Here is a 15,491-nt window from a genome sequence, read left to right on the forward strand (position 1 = left end):
GAGTTTTCTTAATTACTCCAATCCAGGATACCCCAGCTGTCTTAAAGCTTCATAAACGACTATGGCCACGCTGTTTGACAAGTTCAGCGATCTGGCTTTCGAATTTCTAAGCATGGGAATCCTTATGCAGTCATCCTTATGTTGTTCCAGGAGTTCCTTCGGAAGGCCTTTAGTCTCCTTGCCAAAAACTATAAAACATCCGTCCTCATATTTAACGTCACTGTGACTATTTTTGCATTTTGTGGTGGCAAAGTGATATGCGGCATCAGGAAATTTCATTCTAAGATCTTCAAAGCTGTCATAGTAGCTTATATCCACCATATCCCAGTAGTCCAGGCCTGCTCTTTTGAGCTGCTTGTCATCCATAACAAATCCAAGAGGCCTTACAAGATGAAGCTTCGCATTGGTGACAGCGCATGTTCTAATAATGTTCCCGGTATTTTGTGGAATTTCCGGTTCAACAAGCACGATATTTAATGACATAACGGAATATCAACTCCCAAATTTACTATTCAGAAGGTCTGATCGCCTTGTACTCCTCTGCTGCCAGGTGCCACTGCTCTCTAGCCTTCTTTTTAATGTGTATTGATTTTTTCATATTGGGATCATCAATAGCTTTGCCAAACCATTTGATTGACTCCTTCAAATTTCCGCATCTTCTGTTCAATTCGCCTATAAGGTAGGACAGCTTGGCAGAATCCATGCCGCCTATTGGAAATTCTTCAGCGGAATAAGCCTTTGAATAAAGCTCGAGTGCGCTTTTCATGAATTTTATTTCACTTGCATTATCACTTTCATATCTGTAAAGCCAGGCTATCATAAGGCAGAGTACCGCCTTGTGCGAAAATTCTTTTTCAAGAAGCTCCGCTTGATATAGCGCAAGCTTGTATATTTGCATAGCCTGCGCCACATCCCTTCGGCCCCCGTAGTCTCTGGAAACCCACTTTGGCATTATCTCTTTTTTGATTATTTCTGCATTTTTTTTAGTTATGTTTTCAAACCTGTTTTCGAATTCCGTGTATCCACATTTCTTGCACACCCACAGAGAGTAGAAATATGGATTTTCAGACTTGTAGTGAACACAAAAATCAGCATCAGTGCTCTGCACTCTTACAACCGATCTTCTTAGTTTCTTTGTACTGAATTTTTCACTGCATACAGGACAATGCACATCCTTGTCATATAGTTCTTCCATATTACCATTCAACTTAAAAGCTTCCCCCCATGCTACAGATTCGCTTGTTCCTCCGCTGTTTCAGTTTGATTCTGACTTTCTGTGGTTCCCGCCTTTTTAGTTCCTATGACTATCACCTTTTTAGCCGGTGGGTAGTAATCACTTGAGAGCTGCTGTTTTTTTCCACTGCCATCCATAAAGGTCCTGTAAGCCTTGACCTTGAAGCCGTCTCTTCCGCTGTCCTCTATTCGCTGCTTGCCTTCGTCAAGCTGGGAGTCATATTTCGTTTCAACTCCCCTTTCTATCTTTTCAACCAACTGCGTTTCGATCTTAACGCTCCTCTTGTCTTGAGGGTACCCGTATATCTGAGCTGAAATTGTGCCTCCTGCAGGTGCTATACTTATATATACAGGATTTTCAAGAGTGTTTTTGAACTTGAAATCTATGCTCCCGTATGAAACTGTCGCATCAAGACCCAGGTCTGCATATGATGATGGTATCGAATGGTTTCTTCTTTCTACAACTTCCAGGCCTGTCCTTATGACTGCGTTATATAGTGTCGTTGACACTTGGCACACGCCTCCGCCAAGCCCGTCTTCCAGCTTGCCCTTCACTATTATAGGCGCCATTTTGTATCCGTTCTGGACGCTTCTTTTGCCTGTTACTGCGTTAAGGGAAAAAACCTCGCCAGGCATTACAACATGTCCACTGACACTCCTTGAAGCCACCCTCAGATTCTCGGATCTTTCCGCATTAGAGGCGTTGTACTTTGTGGAATAGCCTGCAAGCACAGTGCTTATTCCTTTTATCTGATCATACTTTACACTTGCACCGAGCACTTTTGTAGGTATTTGGATTGCTTTTTCATCAGATTCGTATCTCAGGATCGATTCTATAATTCCAGCAAGCTTTTCCTTTTCTACCTCAAGTCCGTCTGAATCCTTGGTAAAGCTGGGCTTTCCACCTGAAATCCTTATTGTCGCATCCTTTGGAGAATAGTCTATGTCCTTTGATATGCCTTCCACAACGCCAGCAACAAGCTCCGGTGAATACTCGGAATTCAGCTTTATGTGCATGTTCTTGCCGGTGATTGATGAAACATAATCCATAACGCTCTCTCTGCCATACAAATACGCCTTGTCCACCGATTTTTCAGTGTCGATTTTGAAGCCGAGCTGCGAAGGCGTTAGCTTGTATGCCCTGTCGCCATGGGTGAGCTCTATCTGTCCTATTGAATACTTGTCGTCTACGGCATTTACAGCCGCATTTTTGTCCATTCCGCCCACATAAACTTCGTCTATGTATACACCCTTTGCTATAAGTCCTGAATTGCCAAAAGAATGATAGAGTGTAGAAATTGTTATTATGGGCAGGGCAAGCACTATGCCTATTAGTGCAATAAGCAGCTTTTTATTCAACTCTGTTTCCTCCCTTTGTATAGTATTTACAGTATCGACTTATGCAGCACCCTTCGCACTGCGGCTTTCTGGCCGTGCATCTTCTTCTGCCATGGAATATAAGCAGGTGGTGCGCAAGTGACCACATGCTTATGGGTATTGCATCCATAAGCTCCCTTTCAACTTCGTCAGGAGTATTGCCGGATGCCAGGCCTATTCGCCTTGAAACCCTGAAAACATGTGTATCAACGGCTATCGCCGGTCTTGAAAAAGCGTTGCTTAATATTACATTTGCTGTTTTTCTGCCTACGCCAGGCAACTTCAAAAGCTCTTCCATCTTGTCAGGTACATTACCGGCGAAGCTTTCAATTATCATCTGCGAAGCCCCTATTATGCTTTTTGCCTTGTTTTTGTAAAATCCGCAGCTCCTTATTAGTTCTTCAAGTTTCTCTTGCTTCATGTATGCAAAATCATCCGGCTCGTTGTACTCCTTGAAAAGGTCTCCTGTTATAATATTCACCCTTACATCCGTGCATTGGGCCGATAATATTGTGGCTACAAGCAGCTCAAATGGCGTTTTGTAGCTTAGCTCGCACTTTGCATCAGGATATTCGTTTGCTAGCATTTCAAGTATATGTTCCGAATCCACTTTAATCACCAAATCTCCATTTCTATGTTTGTAATGTCTACTCTCTCATCATTGTCTATGAAATCGACTATTTTATTGAACACCTCATTAATCTGGCTTTTGGAATTTGATACACACGAAATTCCGATTTCGGACTTGTTCCAGATGTCATTATGTCCAACTTCTGCTATAGATATGTTATACCTGGATTTCAGCCTGTCTATTATGCTCTTTATGACCTGCCTTTTGTCTTTTAGCGAATATGCATGGAAAATATAAAGTTCCAATGTACACACACCTACAAACATCTTTTTTCCAACCCCTTAAACATTATACTTAAAAAAGTATCGAGCGCGCTGTCTTTTTCCTTCTCGTAGTCGGCATCTTCCACATGGCATATATAGTGGCTCAAGAAATGCAGGCCTCCAATATACATAAGCGTCGCATACTTGGGATTTATGTCTTTAATTCGGCCGCTGTCAATGCCTTCCTGCATGACTCCCTCAAAATATTCCAACATTTCGTTTCGTATTTTTTCCAGCCATCCTACCAGACTCTCATCAAAATTCGAAAAATTCTTGAACACGAGATTTTCGATATCCTTGTGATTCTTTATGATTTCGAATTTGACTCGCGCCAATGCCTTTAGTTTTTCGTCAAAATCCATATCCTCTGATATATTTTCCTGAATGAGCGCTTTAAAGCCCATAGCCATTTCCTTTATCATTGTTTCAAAAAGCTCTTTTTTGCTTGAAAAATAATCATATATGGTCCCTTTGCCGACTCCCGCTTCATCTGCTATGTCTTCCATTTTTGTATTATGGAACCCTTTTTCCGAAAACACCTTGCGGCTTGCCTGAATTATTTTCCATTTCGTATCGGCAAATTGCATAAATTCCTCCCTTGAATATCTTAGGCCTCCAAGATAATATATCATAAAACATATGCCTTTTCATATCCATTATTAGAAAAAGCGTCTGAATAGTCTGCAGGCGTTCTCATATACAAGCGACTCCACGCAAATTGGGTTTATTCCTCTTTTCTTTGAAATATGTCTGGCCACTGACTGAATCATGGCGGGCACACCCATTTCACCCTCATACTCCCATGGCCCATCGCTTTCAAATACCATATTTTCAAGCGGCACCTTGTCCACAAAATCATCGTATGCTTTGTTGCAAAGCACCTCAGGTCCTACAGACACATAGTAGCCTCTTTCAATCAGCTTTGAAAGTGCCCTGTCATCACCCTCAAACCAGTGGAAAAGTGCTGATTCTATGTTGTGCTTTTCCAAGAGCCTTAGTGCATCATATGCAGTGGCTTCTATTGCATGGAGCACAACTGGCTTTTGAAGCCTTGACGCCAGGCTCAGGAACTCCTCAAACACATGGAGTGATTTTTTGTATATTGTTTCCGCCTCCAGTGTGTCCATACCTTCGAGCGAGTAGTATGGCAGCCCTATCTCGCCTATTGCCACTATTTCATCCTTGTTATCCTCTATCTGTTTTTTGACTGCTTCAAGCTGTTCAAAGTTTCCGCTGTATTCGGGATGTATGCCAAGCGCAGCATAAAAACCTTCATTTTTTCTACATATTCCTAGTATTTTCTCTCCCGAAACATAGTCAGTTGCCGCCCCTATTACAGCCTTGACATTCTCATTGAGCAATCCTTCTATACTGTCGTATTGGTCTATGTGGCAATGGACATCTATAAACATTCTAAACCCTCCCATATGATTAAACAAAATGCCGCATAGCTGCGTTTGACTGCGGCTTGCGGCATTTGATTACAACGAATTCATGAGTATTTTCTTGTATTCGATAAACTTCTGGCTAACCAAAATCTCCTTTGTTCTTGGCCTTTCAAATTCGATTTTTATCTCCTGCAGAACTCTGGCGGGCCTTTGAGTGAGGACGTACACCCTGTCGGATAGAAATATTGCCTCTTCTATGTCGTGGGTTATGAACACGACACTCCTTTCAAACCTGCTCCATATGTCTAGCAGCCAGTTTTGCATTGCCGTCCTGTTTATAGCGTCCAAAGCCCCAAAAGGCTCGTCAAGCAGCATTATGTCGCTGTCTACCAGCACCGTCCTAAGAAGCGCAGCTCTTTGCCGCATTCCGCCAGAAAGCTCATTCGGATAGGCATTCTCAAAACCTTCAAGCCCGAAAACCGGCAGCAACTCCTTGACCTTCTCCCTTGCACTGCTTTTTTTCTCGCCCTGTATTTCAAGCGGTATTATTACATTGTCTATAACTGTCCTCCATGGCATCAGCAGATCCTTTTGATGCATATAACCTATCCTCTTGTCATAGTCCGAAAGAGGCATGCCATCTATTTCAACCGTTCCCTCATAATCGCCCACAAGTTTTGTCAATATGTGGAATATTGTGGACTTTCCGCAGCCGCTTGGGCCTATTATGGATACGAACTCCCCTTCGGACACTTCGATGTTAATGTCGTCAAGCACCTTCAGGTATTCTTCCTCCATGGAAAAATCCTTGTGAACATTCCTCATAGAGATTTTGCTATTGCCCATTACTTGGCCTTTTCGGGAAGGAAGTCGTTAGTAAATGCCTTCTTAACATCTATCTTGCTCTCTATAAGCTTATTGTCATAAAGCCAGTCTGTGTATCTTTGCCATACTTCTTCTTTCTGATATCCCCAAACGTCCGCATCGTCCCTGTATTTTGCACTCAGGAACTCCTGGCTCGCCTTGACAAGCTCAGGATTCAGCTCAGGTGCGTTGTCAAGCAGTATCTGGGCAGCCTCTGCCGGGTTTTCTATTGCGCTTTCATATCCCTTTGAAGTAGCTTCCATGAACTTTTCTACAAGCTCCGGATTATTTTTGATATTGTCTTCATTTGTTATGAGCACTGGGGTGTAGTAGTCAAGCGCTTCGTTCTCTTTTCCAAGGTCGACATAGTTTAGCTCTATGCCCTTTAGCTTGGCTTCTATGCCTGTCCAGCCCTCGAATATCCATGCAAAATCGACATCTTTTTCGCTTGCAGCAAAAAAGTCTGTCGCTCCTGTTGTCAGAATGTTGACCTTCTCAACGTCTCCGCCGTATTTATCCATAAGGGCCTTGAGCGTAGCCTTTTCTATAGGAGAGCCCCATCCGCCGTATCTTTTGCCTTCAAAATCCTTTGGTGTCAGAATGCCCTTGTCCTTTACCGATGCAAAGCCTGATGTGTTGTGCTGAATAACTGCGGCTATTGATACCACAGGAACATTTTCAAGCCTTGCAAGCGTAACTGATTCCTGGTAGCTTACGCCGAACTGTGCCTTGTTGGCAGCCACAAGCTGATCTGCCGTTCCCTCTCCAGGCTGTATTATCTGAACATCCAGACCTGCTTCCTCATAGTAGCCTTTGTCTTTTGCCACATAAAGGCCCGTATGGTTTGTATTTGGCGTCCAATCAAGGGTCACTACAACCTTTTGCAGTTTGTCCTCCTTTGGCTCCTCCTTAGCGCAGCCCGCTAGCATTGACAGCGACAGTACTGCTGAAAGCATAATAGAAATAAACTTTTTCATAATTACTCCTCCTGTCATTTCGATTTGTATGTTTCTTTTTCCTACTTGTTCCAGGGCATTATTTTTCTGCCCATGAAGTTTATAAATTCGAAGACGCCTATGCTGAGTACTACTATTATAAGTATATCGGCAAACAGCGCTTCCGTATGGAAGGAATGCATTGCCCTTGTCATGTATACACCTAGGCCGCTTTGAGCCCCTATCCACTCAGCAATCACTGCGCCCATTATACTGTATGTGCCCGCTATCTTGAGCCCAGAGAAAAACGAAGGCATTATGGCCGGCAGCTTGACCTTGGCAAATATCTGCCAGTTGTTTGCGCCCATAACTTTCATCATGCTTACTATGTCTTCATCCACAGTTTCAAGGCCTTCCGTCACGCTAACAGCTATTGGGAAAAAGCAGGTCAACACTACTATCGCAATCTTGGGCAGAATGCCAAACCCCATCCATATCATTATGAGCGGCGCAAGCACAATTATTGGGACGGTCTGTGATATTACAAGCACAGGGTATACAGTCTTCTTGACCGTATGCCATCTGTTCATGGAAGCAGATACGGTGACTGCTATTATTATAGATATTATGTATCCTATTGAAGCCTCAATTACTGTTGTCTTTGTGTGCAGCAGCAGGACTTCTCTGGAATCGACAAGCGCTCTTATAATTCCGGAGGGAGCCGGCAGAAGATACTTTGGTATCCCCGACACCCTTATGAAAATCTCCCATATAACAACAAGCAGCGCTATGAATGCTCCCGGCAGCAGATTACTTCCTGTACTTGCCAATTTTTTCATTCATTGTCACACCTTCTGGTTTATAGTCTATTTTAACTATGGACACCACTCTGCTGGCCCCGTTTTCAACGCAAATATGCTGGGCCGCCTTCACAATGTCAAGAAGCTCGTCCAGCTCGCCCTCCATTGTAGTTTCCATAGGCCCCACCTCATACTTAACACCAGCCTTGGCTATGTATTCTATCACTCTGTCTACCACCGGATATATGTCCTCTTCAATCACAACCGGAAGCACCTGCAGGCTCACATTTACTACTGCCACTTCTACCACCTCTTTTTTATTTTTTTGACAAAAAAACTGCTACCCTCGCCGAGTAACAGTTGTTTAAGCTAGTTCCCTACGCTGGCATTACCCAGATCAGGTCAAAAGGTCGGAATATAAAATTCCCTCTCAGCCAATACTTTCGGCTCCCTGCATAACCATATTAATTTATATCGCAAAATAATTATATCACATTTTCATCGTCATCTCACGACAAAAGTGCTTTGTATGCTTCAAGCGTCTTACTAAATTCTGTAGAGGCTCCTGAGCAGCTCTATCTCAGTTTTGTGCACATCCGGCTCGCCTGGCGTTTCAAGGAAAAGCGGCAGGTTTTTTATCTTTGGATGGTTCATAAAGCTCACAAGCCCATCCACGCCTATGAGGCCCTCCCCTATGTTGGCATGCCTGTCGTTTCTAGATTCAAATTCTTTGAGGCTGTCATTGAAATGCACTGCCTTAAGCCTCTCAAGCCCTATTATGCTGTCGAATTTTTCTAGCACCCCGTCAAGATCGCCAATAATGTCGTATCCGGCCGAGAAGGTGTGGCATGTGTCAAAGCATATACCCAGTCTGTCGCTTTTCTCCACGCCGTCTATTATTCTCCTGAGCTGCTCGAAGGTGTAGCCGATTTCGCTGCCCTTGCCTGACATTGTTTCAAGGAGCACCCATATTTTTTCATCTCCTCTTAGCACGCTGTTCAGGGCATCTATTATCTTTTGTATCCCTATGTCCTCTCCATCGCCAGTGTGGCTGCCGGGGTGAAAGCACATGTATTCTATGCCCAAAAGGTCCATCCTCTCGATGTCCTCTCTTAGCATTCTCTTCCCAAGCTCCACTATATCTGCCTTGCTGCTTGCAAGATTCATAGTGTAGGGGCAGTGGGCCAATAGCGGTCCCATGTCATGCTCGGCCCTTAGCTGCTGGAATTTGTCGACGTCCTTCTGATCGATCGCCTTTACTGAAGCTCCCCTGGGATTTCGTGTGAAAAACTGGAATGTATTTGCACCTATTGATATCGCAGTTTCTGCGGCTTTTGAAAAACCTTTTGCTATTGAAATGTGAGGTCCTATTACCAGCATGTTTTCCCCCTTTCTTTATGCGAATATTGTGATTATAAAGAAAAAAGTATCAAGCGCCTTGATACTTATTCTTTAGATATTTTCTTTTCTCTTCTAAGGTCCGGAATAGCCATGAACACTATATTGTATGGCCTCAGCTTCTTATCTTCAGTCTTTTGTCTTGCTGCCATTATTTCCTTTAGCTTCATGCTGAAAGTCTCCATGAGTTCCTTTGCCTCATCTTCGGCAAGGTAGTATTCATTATGCATTATAATGTGCTTTGAATGAATCTCCATGTTTTCAGCAGCTCTGAAGAAATCTCCGCTGACTTTTTCAAATAGAGATATGGATGCCTGATTCAGCGTCTGTGTAACCTCGCTGTCATTGTTTTCCATACTCTTATTGAGTATGCTCTTGTCTATTACAACCATCTTTGCCTTTGGCAAGTAATATTTCTCTATAATGCCCGACTTAACTCGCTCTTCTACAAGCTCGAGTATTCCCGCAGCCAGCAATGTTTTGATATGATAATTTACTTTAGCATGAGGCTCTCCTAATATTTCCGAAAGCTGTTTGGCCGACAGCGGTTCGTTATCGAACGCTTCCATAATTTCAAGCCTGTATGGGTGGGATACCGCTTTTATCTCTTCTATGTCTCTAAGAACAAGTATGTCCTTCACCTCAACTCACCATCCCTCTCAAATTCAAACGCAAAATAAAATGTTATTTTTTCTTTATTACTATACACTGCTAAAGCAGCTGCGTCAAACAATAAAATTTTTTTCTATATTTTAGTTTTTTTATATATTATACTATTGCAAATTTGCATTGTCAAAGAAAAGCACATGGGCAAAACAAGACTAAAAAAGCATTATAAGCCCACGATTCTGCTTCCGCCGATGAACTCTCTTAGTATTGATGTAGGCGGGATATCACGTTCGTCCTCTAGAGGCACGAAATATTGCAAAAAGCTCAGAAGCCTCTTGGCCTCCCTGTACACATCGTGCTCTCTCGTGATTTGTCCAAGCAGCGGCTGCGCATATTTTTTCAAAACGGCAAGCTCATACACAAGTGCTGAATTGAACATGATATCCGCTTCCTCCTGGAACGGGAATATGTTATTTTCCTCTCCGCTTCTTACAGACTTCCAGATTCTGAGCGTGCCTAGCGCGTCATTTCCTCTGAAATGGTTGTCCCTTACGATTCGCCTTATGAGCCTGAGATCCGTCGTGGGTATTCTGTTGTGCTCGTCAAGATTCAGCTGGGTAAGAGCGCTTACATACACCTTGAATTTGCTGGCATCCGATATTGAGCTTGTCAGCTTCCTGTTGAGAGCGTGTATGCCCTCGATTATTATCGGCTGGCCACTATCAATCTTTAACCTGTCACCTACGTACTCCCTCTTGCCTGTTTTGAAATTGAAATGCGGCACTTCGACCTCGGCTCCGGAAAGTAGCTGCTTCAGATGCTCGTTGAAAAGATCCAAATCTATAGAGTGTATCGATTCGAAATCGAGGTTACCTTCATCGTCAAGAGGAGTGTCCTCTCTGTCTACAAAATAGTTGTCCAGCGATATCGAAACTGGATTTATGTTGTTGACCCTCAGCTGCGTGAGCAACCTTCGTGCGAAACTCGTCTTTCCAGACGACGAAGGACCGGATATTAGGACAAGCCTTGTTTTTTCGGGGCTGCACACAATCATGTCTGCTATCTTGGCTATTTTTTTCTCGTGGAGCGCCTCAACTGTTCGAATGAGCTCGGGATATTCCTTCTTCGCAACTATGCCGTTTAGCTCACCTACGCTGTCTACATTCATTATTCTCGCCCATTCCTGGGTCTCCTTGAAAACCTCTGCAAGCTTCGGCTTATATTCGAATTTGTCTACATTTTCAGGCATGTCTTTGTCGGGACCTATTATTACTATACCTCCGTTGCAATTTTTCAGCATGAATGTCTTTAGATACCCTGTCGATGGCACCATATATCCGTAGAAGTAGCTGCTGAAATCCGCGCATTTATATATGTTTACATCATGATTCTCCCTGTATTTGAAAAGCTCGATTTTGTCCTTGTAGCCATCCCTTTCAAATATTTGTATGGCCTCTTGGGTGGTTGTTTTTAACTTTTCAAACGGAATGTCCTGCTCGACTATCTGCCTCATGCGCTCTTGGATTTTTAATACCATCTCCGGATTGACATGGTCGCAGCCTGCAATCCTGCAGTAGAGTCCCTTGTTTATAGTATGGTCAATCGACACCTTGCAAGAAGGAATTATCTCCCTGCATGCCATTATAAATATGAACGACATGCTCCTCATGTATGTCCTCATGCCGTCGGCATCATCGAGCCCTAGAAACTGTATCCTGCAGCTTTTGTCCAGGCAGTGTGTCAGTTCTTTTAATTCATTGTCGACAACCGCAAGCAAAACAGGTTTTTTGATGGGCACCTCAGCATTCTCCAGCAATTCAAGCAGGGTTATGCCGCTTTTGTATTCCTTTTCCTCAAGCAATATTTCCACTTTTATCTTGGACAAAGCAATGCCCCCTTTTGCAAATTTTAGTAATAAAAACAAGGCAGAATATCACTCCACCTTGAATTGCCTTCCAACTAATTCATTTATCTTGGAAATGCTTGATTTATAATACGAGGCGTCCATTTCAAGAACGTAATACTCGGCTCTCTGCAGTCCCAGCAATTCTGCGAGCAACTCGTCGCCAATTCCATTCTCTCTTGAAATTCCAAGATGCAAATCCCTTACTCCGTCATTCCCGCTAAGATGCACAACTCTTGTTATGCTACCCAAATACTGCAGGTATTCGTCTTCACATATAAGATTATGTCCCGTATCAAAACAGAACCCGATTTTTTCCGACTTGATTGACTCCAGCGCCTTATCAAAATCGGACGTCCTGGTGCCAAGATTGACCAGATCCCCGCCATTTGAATATGAGTTTTCAAGCGTAATCGTTTCGCTGTCAAGCTTATTGCAAATTCCGGATAGAAAACTGCGCGCATTTTCAAGAAGGACTTCCCGCTTACAAAAGGCTGTCCTCTCGAGCGCATATCCCAAGTGCATATTGTAGTATCTTACACCGAACTGGCGCCCGATTTGCACATTCGAAAGTACGAATCGCTCCCAGCACGCTCTAATTTCATTAACCCGCTCGCAGGGGTTCAACTCCATTGGAAGATGAACCCCAAGCGATATACCGGCATTTACTATGTTGTCAACTTCATTGCTTACATGTTCCCAGTCTTCAATATTGTCAATTCCGATTTCAATGTGGTTCAAGCCCTTTTCCACACATGTGCGAACGGCATTTTCAATTTCACCAGCTAATGCGCTTATTCCAAGTCTCATGGCCTGTCCTAAAAAGTTTTGATTTTATCAAATGGGAATAGTCTTATTATCACTTTTCCTATTATGTGGTCTACAGGTACGACTCCGACTCTCGAATCTCTGCTGTCCATACTGTTTGGCCTGTTGTCTCCCATCGCAAACACATAACCTTCAGGAACCTCTATGTCGACACTGCCATCAGTATAATCGCCGTTGATGTAATCTTCTTTGAGCAGTTTTCCGTTGAGGTACACCTGTCCCTCGGATACTGCTATCCTATCTCCAGGAACTGCAATTATCCTTTTTACAAGATCTTTTTTCTTGCCGTTTTCCTGAAGAAGATCTGATTTGAAAACGACTATGTCTCCTCTACTTGGATATTCTCCGCTGTATGCAACCCTGTTTATAATTAAATAGTCATTTTCTTCCAGCGTCGGAAACATTGAAAAGCCCTTTACGAGCGTAGGCCTCACAAACGATGTTATTACAAATGCAATAATTAATGAAATGGCTATCGTCTTAATCCAGTCTATTATTTCCTTTTTCAAATCACTCATGCTTGTCTACATCTCCCTTTTTTTGTACATACTTGGCCAGCATCTCCAATATAAGCCTGTTTATATTATCATGCCTGTCTACATTGACATTCAAATCCAAAATCCTGCATGCCTTTACAAAATCCTCCACAACCTCTGAAGGGTCTCCATATATAGCTTCTATGTCCTCCCTGCTTACGCCCCTGAATCCGTGTCCGACAGGACACTCATGTCTGAGCTTTATAAGTCCCTCCATATTTTTGGCGTTAAGTATGGAAAGCGCCTCTCTTATACTCCTGCTTTTACCCCGTGTCATATTGAGGTATTCGCTTATTCCTCCGCTGAGGCTTCCTGTATATATTTTATATTTCTTTCTGAGTGTGCTCATGATGTCATATTTTGTAGGCACATGAACAGTCATGGATATCTGCCTTTTGCTATTGCCATTATTTTTGCTTATGAAAAGATATTTCATAAGCGCCTCCTTGAGCCTGTATACCCTGCCAAGATAATCTATGTACTCTTCTTTTGAGCACTGTATCTGGAGACTCCCTATGAGCTCGGAAAATATAGCCACAGGTTCTCCTTCAAGCAGATTGAGCAAATGCTCCTTCATATCCTTTATTTCAGGCCTGTTTTTTATTTCGATGGACTTTATGGATTCAAGTCTTTTTGCGGAGGTCTTAAAGTCAAAACACACAAGATACTTGCAGGCACTAACTAGCGTCACCAGATCCCCATCTTCGATTCCATTGTCCCTTAGTATTTCCTCTATGCCGTCGTAGTCATATCTGTCCAGAAATTTTTCTATTACAAATTCGCTTTTTAAATCAACGCTTCCCACTGCATTTCCCCCTGCTTCGAATAAGCCTAATTATGTAGGTTATATTACATTATAGATGATAACATGAAGCCAAACATTGTTCAAAGTTTTTATGCCGCAATGCATGCAAAAATTAAGTTGAATTTTTAATGCTATCTTGATATTCTTTAGTTAGGAATAAGGAGGTCTGGCAATATGGATAAAATCAAAGATATAATATACGAGTACAGCGACACAGTTCTTGGCCTTATAATAGTTTTTGTAATGGTTGCGGTGATAGGCTGGCAGCTTTATAACTGGTTCGAGCCTTCGGAAGGCTTCAAATCTGCATCAGACAAGACTGCAGTGGCCACCTCAAGCGCTGATGATTCACAAAAGGAAGATTCATCTGAAGATGCAACTTCAAAAGAAACCTCCTCTGAAGACACATCAGATAATGAAGAAAAACATGTTTCCGAAGAAGTCACGTTCCAAATTAAGCAGGGCTCTTCCTGTGAGCAAATAGCCATAGCATTGGAGCAAACAGGGCTTATAGATTCAAAAGAGGATTTCCTCGAACAAATCATTTCAAAACAGCTTGAAAACAAGCTTAAAACTGGGACATACACGCTTAAAAAGGGTGAGTCACTCGACGGCATAATTGCTGTTCTTACAAAATAAATTTAATCAAGACTATAATATAAAATAAAATGCAGCTTCCAAAACAGCGGAAGCTGCATTTTATTTTATATTATAGTCTTAGTAGCTTTTCTACAGGAGGAGCTATGAGCCTTTGTCCATCCCTAAGACCTGAGCCGACAAGCGGCCTAATATAGTTTTTAAACTCCTCTGTAACGTGGTTTCCTGTGCCGCTTATGAAATTGTCACTCATAACCTTTGTCCTGTTGGCAACATCCTCGAGCCTCTGGAGCTTGTAGTCTATGGCGTAGTCACCTATTCTGCTTAGCGAAATGGAGCCGTCCCTGTCATGCCATATGGAAAACTGAGCCGCCTTTTCCCCTGCTTCCCTGGCCTCATACTGATCCACCTCCGATATGCAAAGTCCAAACGACCTTTGCAGATACCCAAATGTATCTGATCTTACTCTTTCCGTTTTGATCGTTCTTTTAATGTGTCCCACAAGAAGTTCTCCGAGGTCTGCCTGTGAAAGAAGGAGATTGCCGTGCGCATCCCTTTCGGTGCTCCCAAGCTTTTGGGCTATTGGCACACCATTTTCATCTGCTATCCCTTCAGAGACAGCAACCAGGCATCTGCCATACCTTTCATACGCCTGCCTAACGTCACGTATAAAACCGTCAATGCAAAAATTCCTCTCGGGCATGTATATTAGATGAGGCCCGTCGTCAGGATACTTTTTTGCCAGAACCGAGGAAGCCGTCAGGAATCCGGAGTTTCTTCCCATCACCACTCCTATGTGTATGCCCGGAAGGGCCCTGTTGTCCAGATTAAGACCTATGAATGACTGGGCTACAAATTTCGCGGCCGACCCGAAACCAGGTGTATGGTCTGTGAGCACTATGTCATTGTCTATTGTCTTGGGTATGTGTATGGCCCGGAAATCATACCCTGAAGTCTTTGCATGCCTGTTGACTATGTCCACAGTACCTACAGAATCGTTCCCTCCTATGTAGAAAAAATACCTGACATTGTGGGCCTTGAAAACCTCAAATATCTCCCTGCAGTACTTCTCATCAGGCTTGTCCCTCGTTGAAAGAAGCGCAGACGACGGGGTTTTTGCGACCTCCTCAAGATTATGTGTAGTCTCCTGCGTAAGGTCCAGAAAATCCTCATTTACTATTCCCCTCACGCCCCCTAATGCTCCATATACACGGTTCACCTGCGCAAATTTTCTAGATTCGAGCACCACGCCCACCAAAGACTCGTTTATAACAGCTGTAGGGCCTCCGCCCTGTGCGACCACAACATTGCCATTCAATGACAT

The 15,491-nt window shown here is 43.1% G+C and carries 19 protein-coding genes and 1 riboswitch; of the genes, 1 reads left to right on the top strand and 18 read right to left on the bottom strand.

What is annotated here, in order from left to right:
- Positions 1 to 12: 12 nt before the first annotated feature.
- The 17 genes from trmL to GT589_RS04860 all read right to left on the bottom strand — a co-directional run bounded on the left by trmL (position 13) and on the right by GT589_RS04860 (position 13,570).
- Positions 13 to 483: a tRNA (uridine(34)/cytosine(34)/5-carboxymethylaminomethyluridine(34)-2'-O)-methyltransferase TrmL gene (gene trmL / locus GT589_RS04780; RefSeq protein WP_293396785.1), complete on the bottom strand. Its 471-nt coding sequence runs from the start codon at positions 481 to 483 to the stop codon at positions 13 to 15.
- A gap of 25 nt (positions 484 to 508) precedes the next feature.
- Positions 509 to 1,195, bottom strand: coding sequence for a DUF2225 domain-containing protein (locus tag GT589_RS04785; RefSeq protein ID WP_293396788.1), 687 nt, complete (start codon positions 1,193 to 1,195; stop codon positions 509 to 511).
- A gap of 32 nt (positions 1,196 to 1,227) precedes the next feature.
- Positions 1,228 to 2,592 (bottom strand): VanW family protein, encoded by a 1,365-nt coding sequence (locus GT589_RS04790; protein WP_293396791.1) that lies wholly within the window; start codon positions 2,590 to 2,592, stop codon positions 1,228 to 1,230.
- On the bottom strand, positions 2,585 to 3,229 hold the full coding sequence (gene nth / locus GT589_RS04795) for an endonuclease III (RefSeq protein ID WP_293396794.1): 645 nt from the start codon (positions 3,227 to 3,229) through the stop codon (positions 2,585 to 2,587). The genes GT589_RS04790 and nth overlap by 8 nt, the downstream gene beginning before the upstream one ends.
- A complete protein-coding gene (locus GT589_RS04800) occupies positions 3,226 to 3,495 on the bottom strand; it encodes a DUF503 domain-containing protein (protein ID WP_293396909.1) in 270 nt (89 codons plus the stop codon). The genes nth and GT589_RS04800 overlap by 4 nt, the downstream gene beginning before the upstream one ends.
- 2 nt (positions 3,496 to 3,497) lie before the next feature.
- Positions 3,498 to 4,091 (bottom strand): TetR/AcrR family transcriptional regulator, encoded by a 594-nt coding sequence (locus GT589_RS04805; RefSeq protein WP_293396797.1) that lies wholly within the window; start codon positions 4,089 to 4,091, stop codon positions 3,498 to 3,500.
- 72 nt (positions 4,092 to 4,163) lie between these two features.
- Positions 4,164 to 4,916 carry a TatD family hydrolase gene (locus GT589_RS04810; protein WP_293396800.1) on the bottom strand — a complete coding sequence of 251 codons (753 nt, stop codon included), beginning with the start codon at positions 4,914 to 4,916 and terminating at the stop codon, positions 4,164 to 4,166.
- Positions 4,917 to 4,985: 69 nt separating this feature from the next.
- Positions 4,986 to 5,738, bottom strand: a complete 753-nt coding sequence (locus tag GT589_RS04815) for an ABC transporter ATP-binding protein (protein ID WP_293396803.1) — start codon at positions 5,736 to 5,738, stop codon at positions 4,986 to 4,988.
- Positions 5,738 to 6,733: an ABC transporter substrate-binding protein gene (locus tag GT589_RS04820; protein ID WP_293396806.1), complete on the bottom strand. Its 996-nt coding sequence runs from the start codon at positions 6,731 to 6,733 to the stop codon at positions 5,738 to 5,740. The genes GT589_RS04815 and GT589_RS04820 overlap by 1 nt, the downstream gene beginning before the upstream one ends.
- Positions 6,734 to 6,774: 41 nt before the next feature.
- Positions 6,775 to 7,530 carry an ABC transporter permease gene (locus GT589_RS04825; protein ID WP_293396809.1) on the bottom strand — a complete coding sequence of 252 codons (756 nt, stop codon included), beginning with the start codon at positions 7,528 to 7,530 and terminating at the stop codon, positions 6,775 to 6,777.
- Positions 7,502 to 7,792: a thiamine-binding protein gene (locus GT589_RS04830; protein WP_293396812.1), complete on the bottom strand. Its 291-nt coding sequence runs from the start codon at positions 7,790 to 7,792 to the stop codon at positions 7,502 to 7,504. The genes GT589_RS04825 and GT589_RS04830 overlap by 29 nt, the downstream gene beginning before the upstream one ends.
- A 56-nt stretch (positions 7,793 to 7,848) precedes the next feature.
- Positions 7,849 to 7,955, bottom strand: a riboswitch (TPP riboswitch).
- Between the two features lie 82 nt (positions 7,956 to 8,037).
- Positions 8,038 to 8,871, bottom strand: a complete 834-nt coding sequence (locus GT589_RS04835; protein ID WP_293396814.1) for a deoxyribonuclease IV — start codon at positions 8,869 to 8,871, stop codon at positions 8,038 to 8,040.
- Between the two features lie 65 nt (positions 8,872 to 8,936).
- The gene (locus GT589_RS04840) at positions 8,937 to 9,530 is read right to left on the bottom strand and encodes an ArsR/SmtB family transcription factor (protein ID WP_293396816.1); all 594 of its coding nucleotides are present in this window, start codon (positions 9,528 to 9,530) and stop codon (positions 8,937 to 8,939) included.
- A gap of 191 nt (positions 9,531 to 9,721) precedes the next feature.
- The gene (locus GT589_RS04845) at positions 9,722 to 11,383 is read right to left on the bottom strand and encodes a nucleoside kinase (RefSeq protein ID WP_293396821.1); all 1,662 of its coding nucleotides are present in this window, start codon (positions 11,381 to 11,383) and stop codon (positions 9,722 to 9,724) included.
- 48 nt (positions 11,384 to 11,431) lie between these two features.
- On the bottom strand, positions 11,432 to 12,211 hold the full coding sequence (locus GT589_RS04850; RefSeq protein WP_293396824.1) for a sugar phosphate isomerase/epimerase family protein: 780 nt from the start codon (positions 12,209 to 12,211) through the stop codon (positions 11,432 to 11,434).
- A gap of 8 nt (positions 12,212 to 12,219) precedes the next feature.
- A complete protein-coding gene (lepB, locus tag GT589_RS04855; protein ID WP_293396827.1) occupies positions 12,220 to 12,747 on the bottom strand; it encodes a signal peptidase I in 528 nt (175 codons plus the stop codon).
- A complete protein-coding gene (locus tag GT589_RS04860) occupies positions 12,740 to 13,570 on the bottom strand; it encodes a hypothetical protein (protein WP_293396830.1) in 831 nt (276 codons plus the stop codon). Before GT589_RS04860 ends, lepB begins: the two co-directional genes overlap by 8 nt.
- Positions 13,571 to 13,744: 174 nt before the next feature.
- On the opposite strand from GT589_RS04860, the gene GT589_RS04865 reads away from it, so the two are divergent.
- A complete protein-coding gene (locus GT589_RS04865) occupies positions 13,745 to 14,209 on the top strand; it encodes a hypothetical protein (RefSeq protein ID WP_293396833.1) in 465 nt (154 codons plus the stop codon).
- A gap of 70 nt (positions 14,210 to 14,279) precedes the next feature.
- Here GT589_RS04865 and GT589_RS04870 read toward each other — a convergent pair whose 3' ends face one another.
- Positions 14,280 to 15,491, bottom strand: a complete 1,212-nt coding sequence (locus GT589_RS04870) for a 6-phosphofructokinase (protein ID WP_293396836.1) — start codon at positions 15,489 to 15,491, stop codon at positions 14,280 to 14,282.

Origin of the sequence: Peptoclostridium sp. (assembly GCF_009881055.1) — a bacterium.
Lineage (GTDB): Bacteria > Bacillota > Clostridia > Peptostreptococcales > Peptostreptococcaceae > Peptoclostridium_A.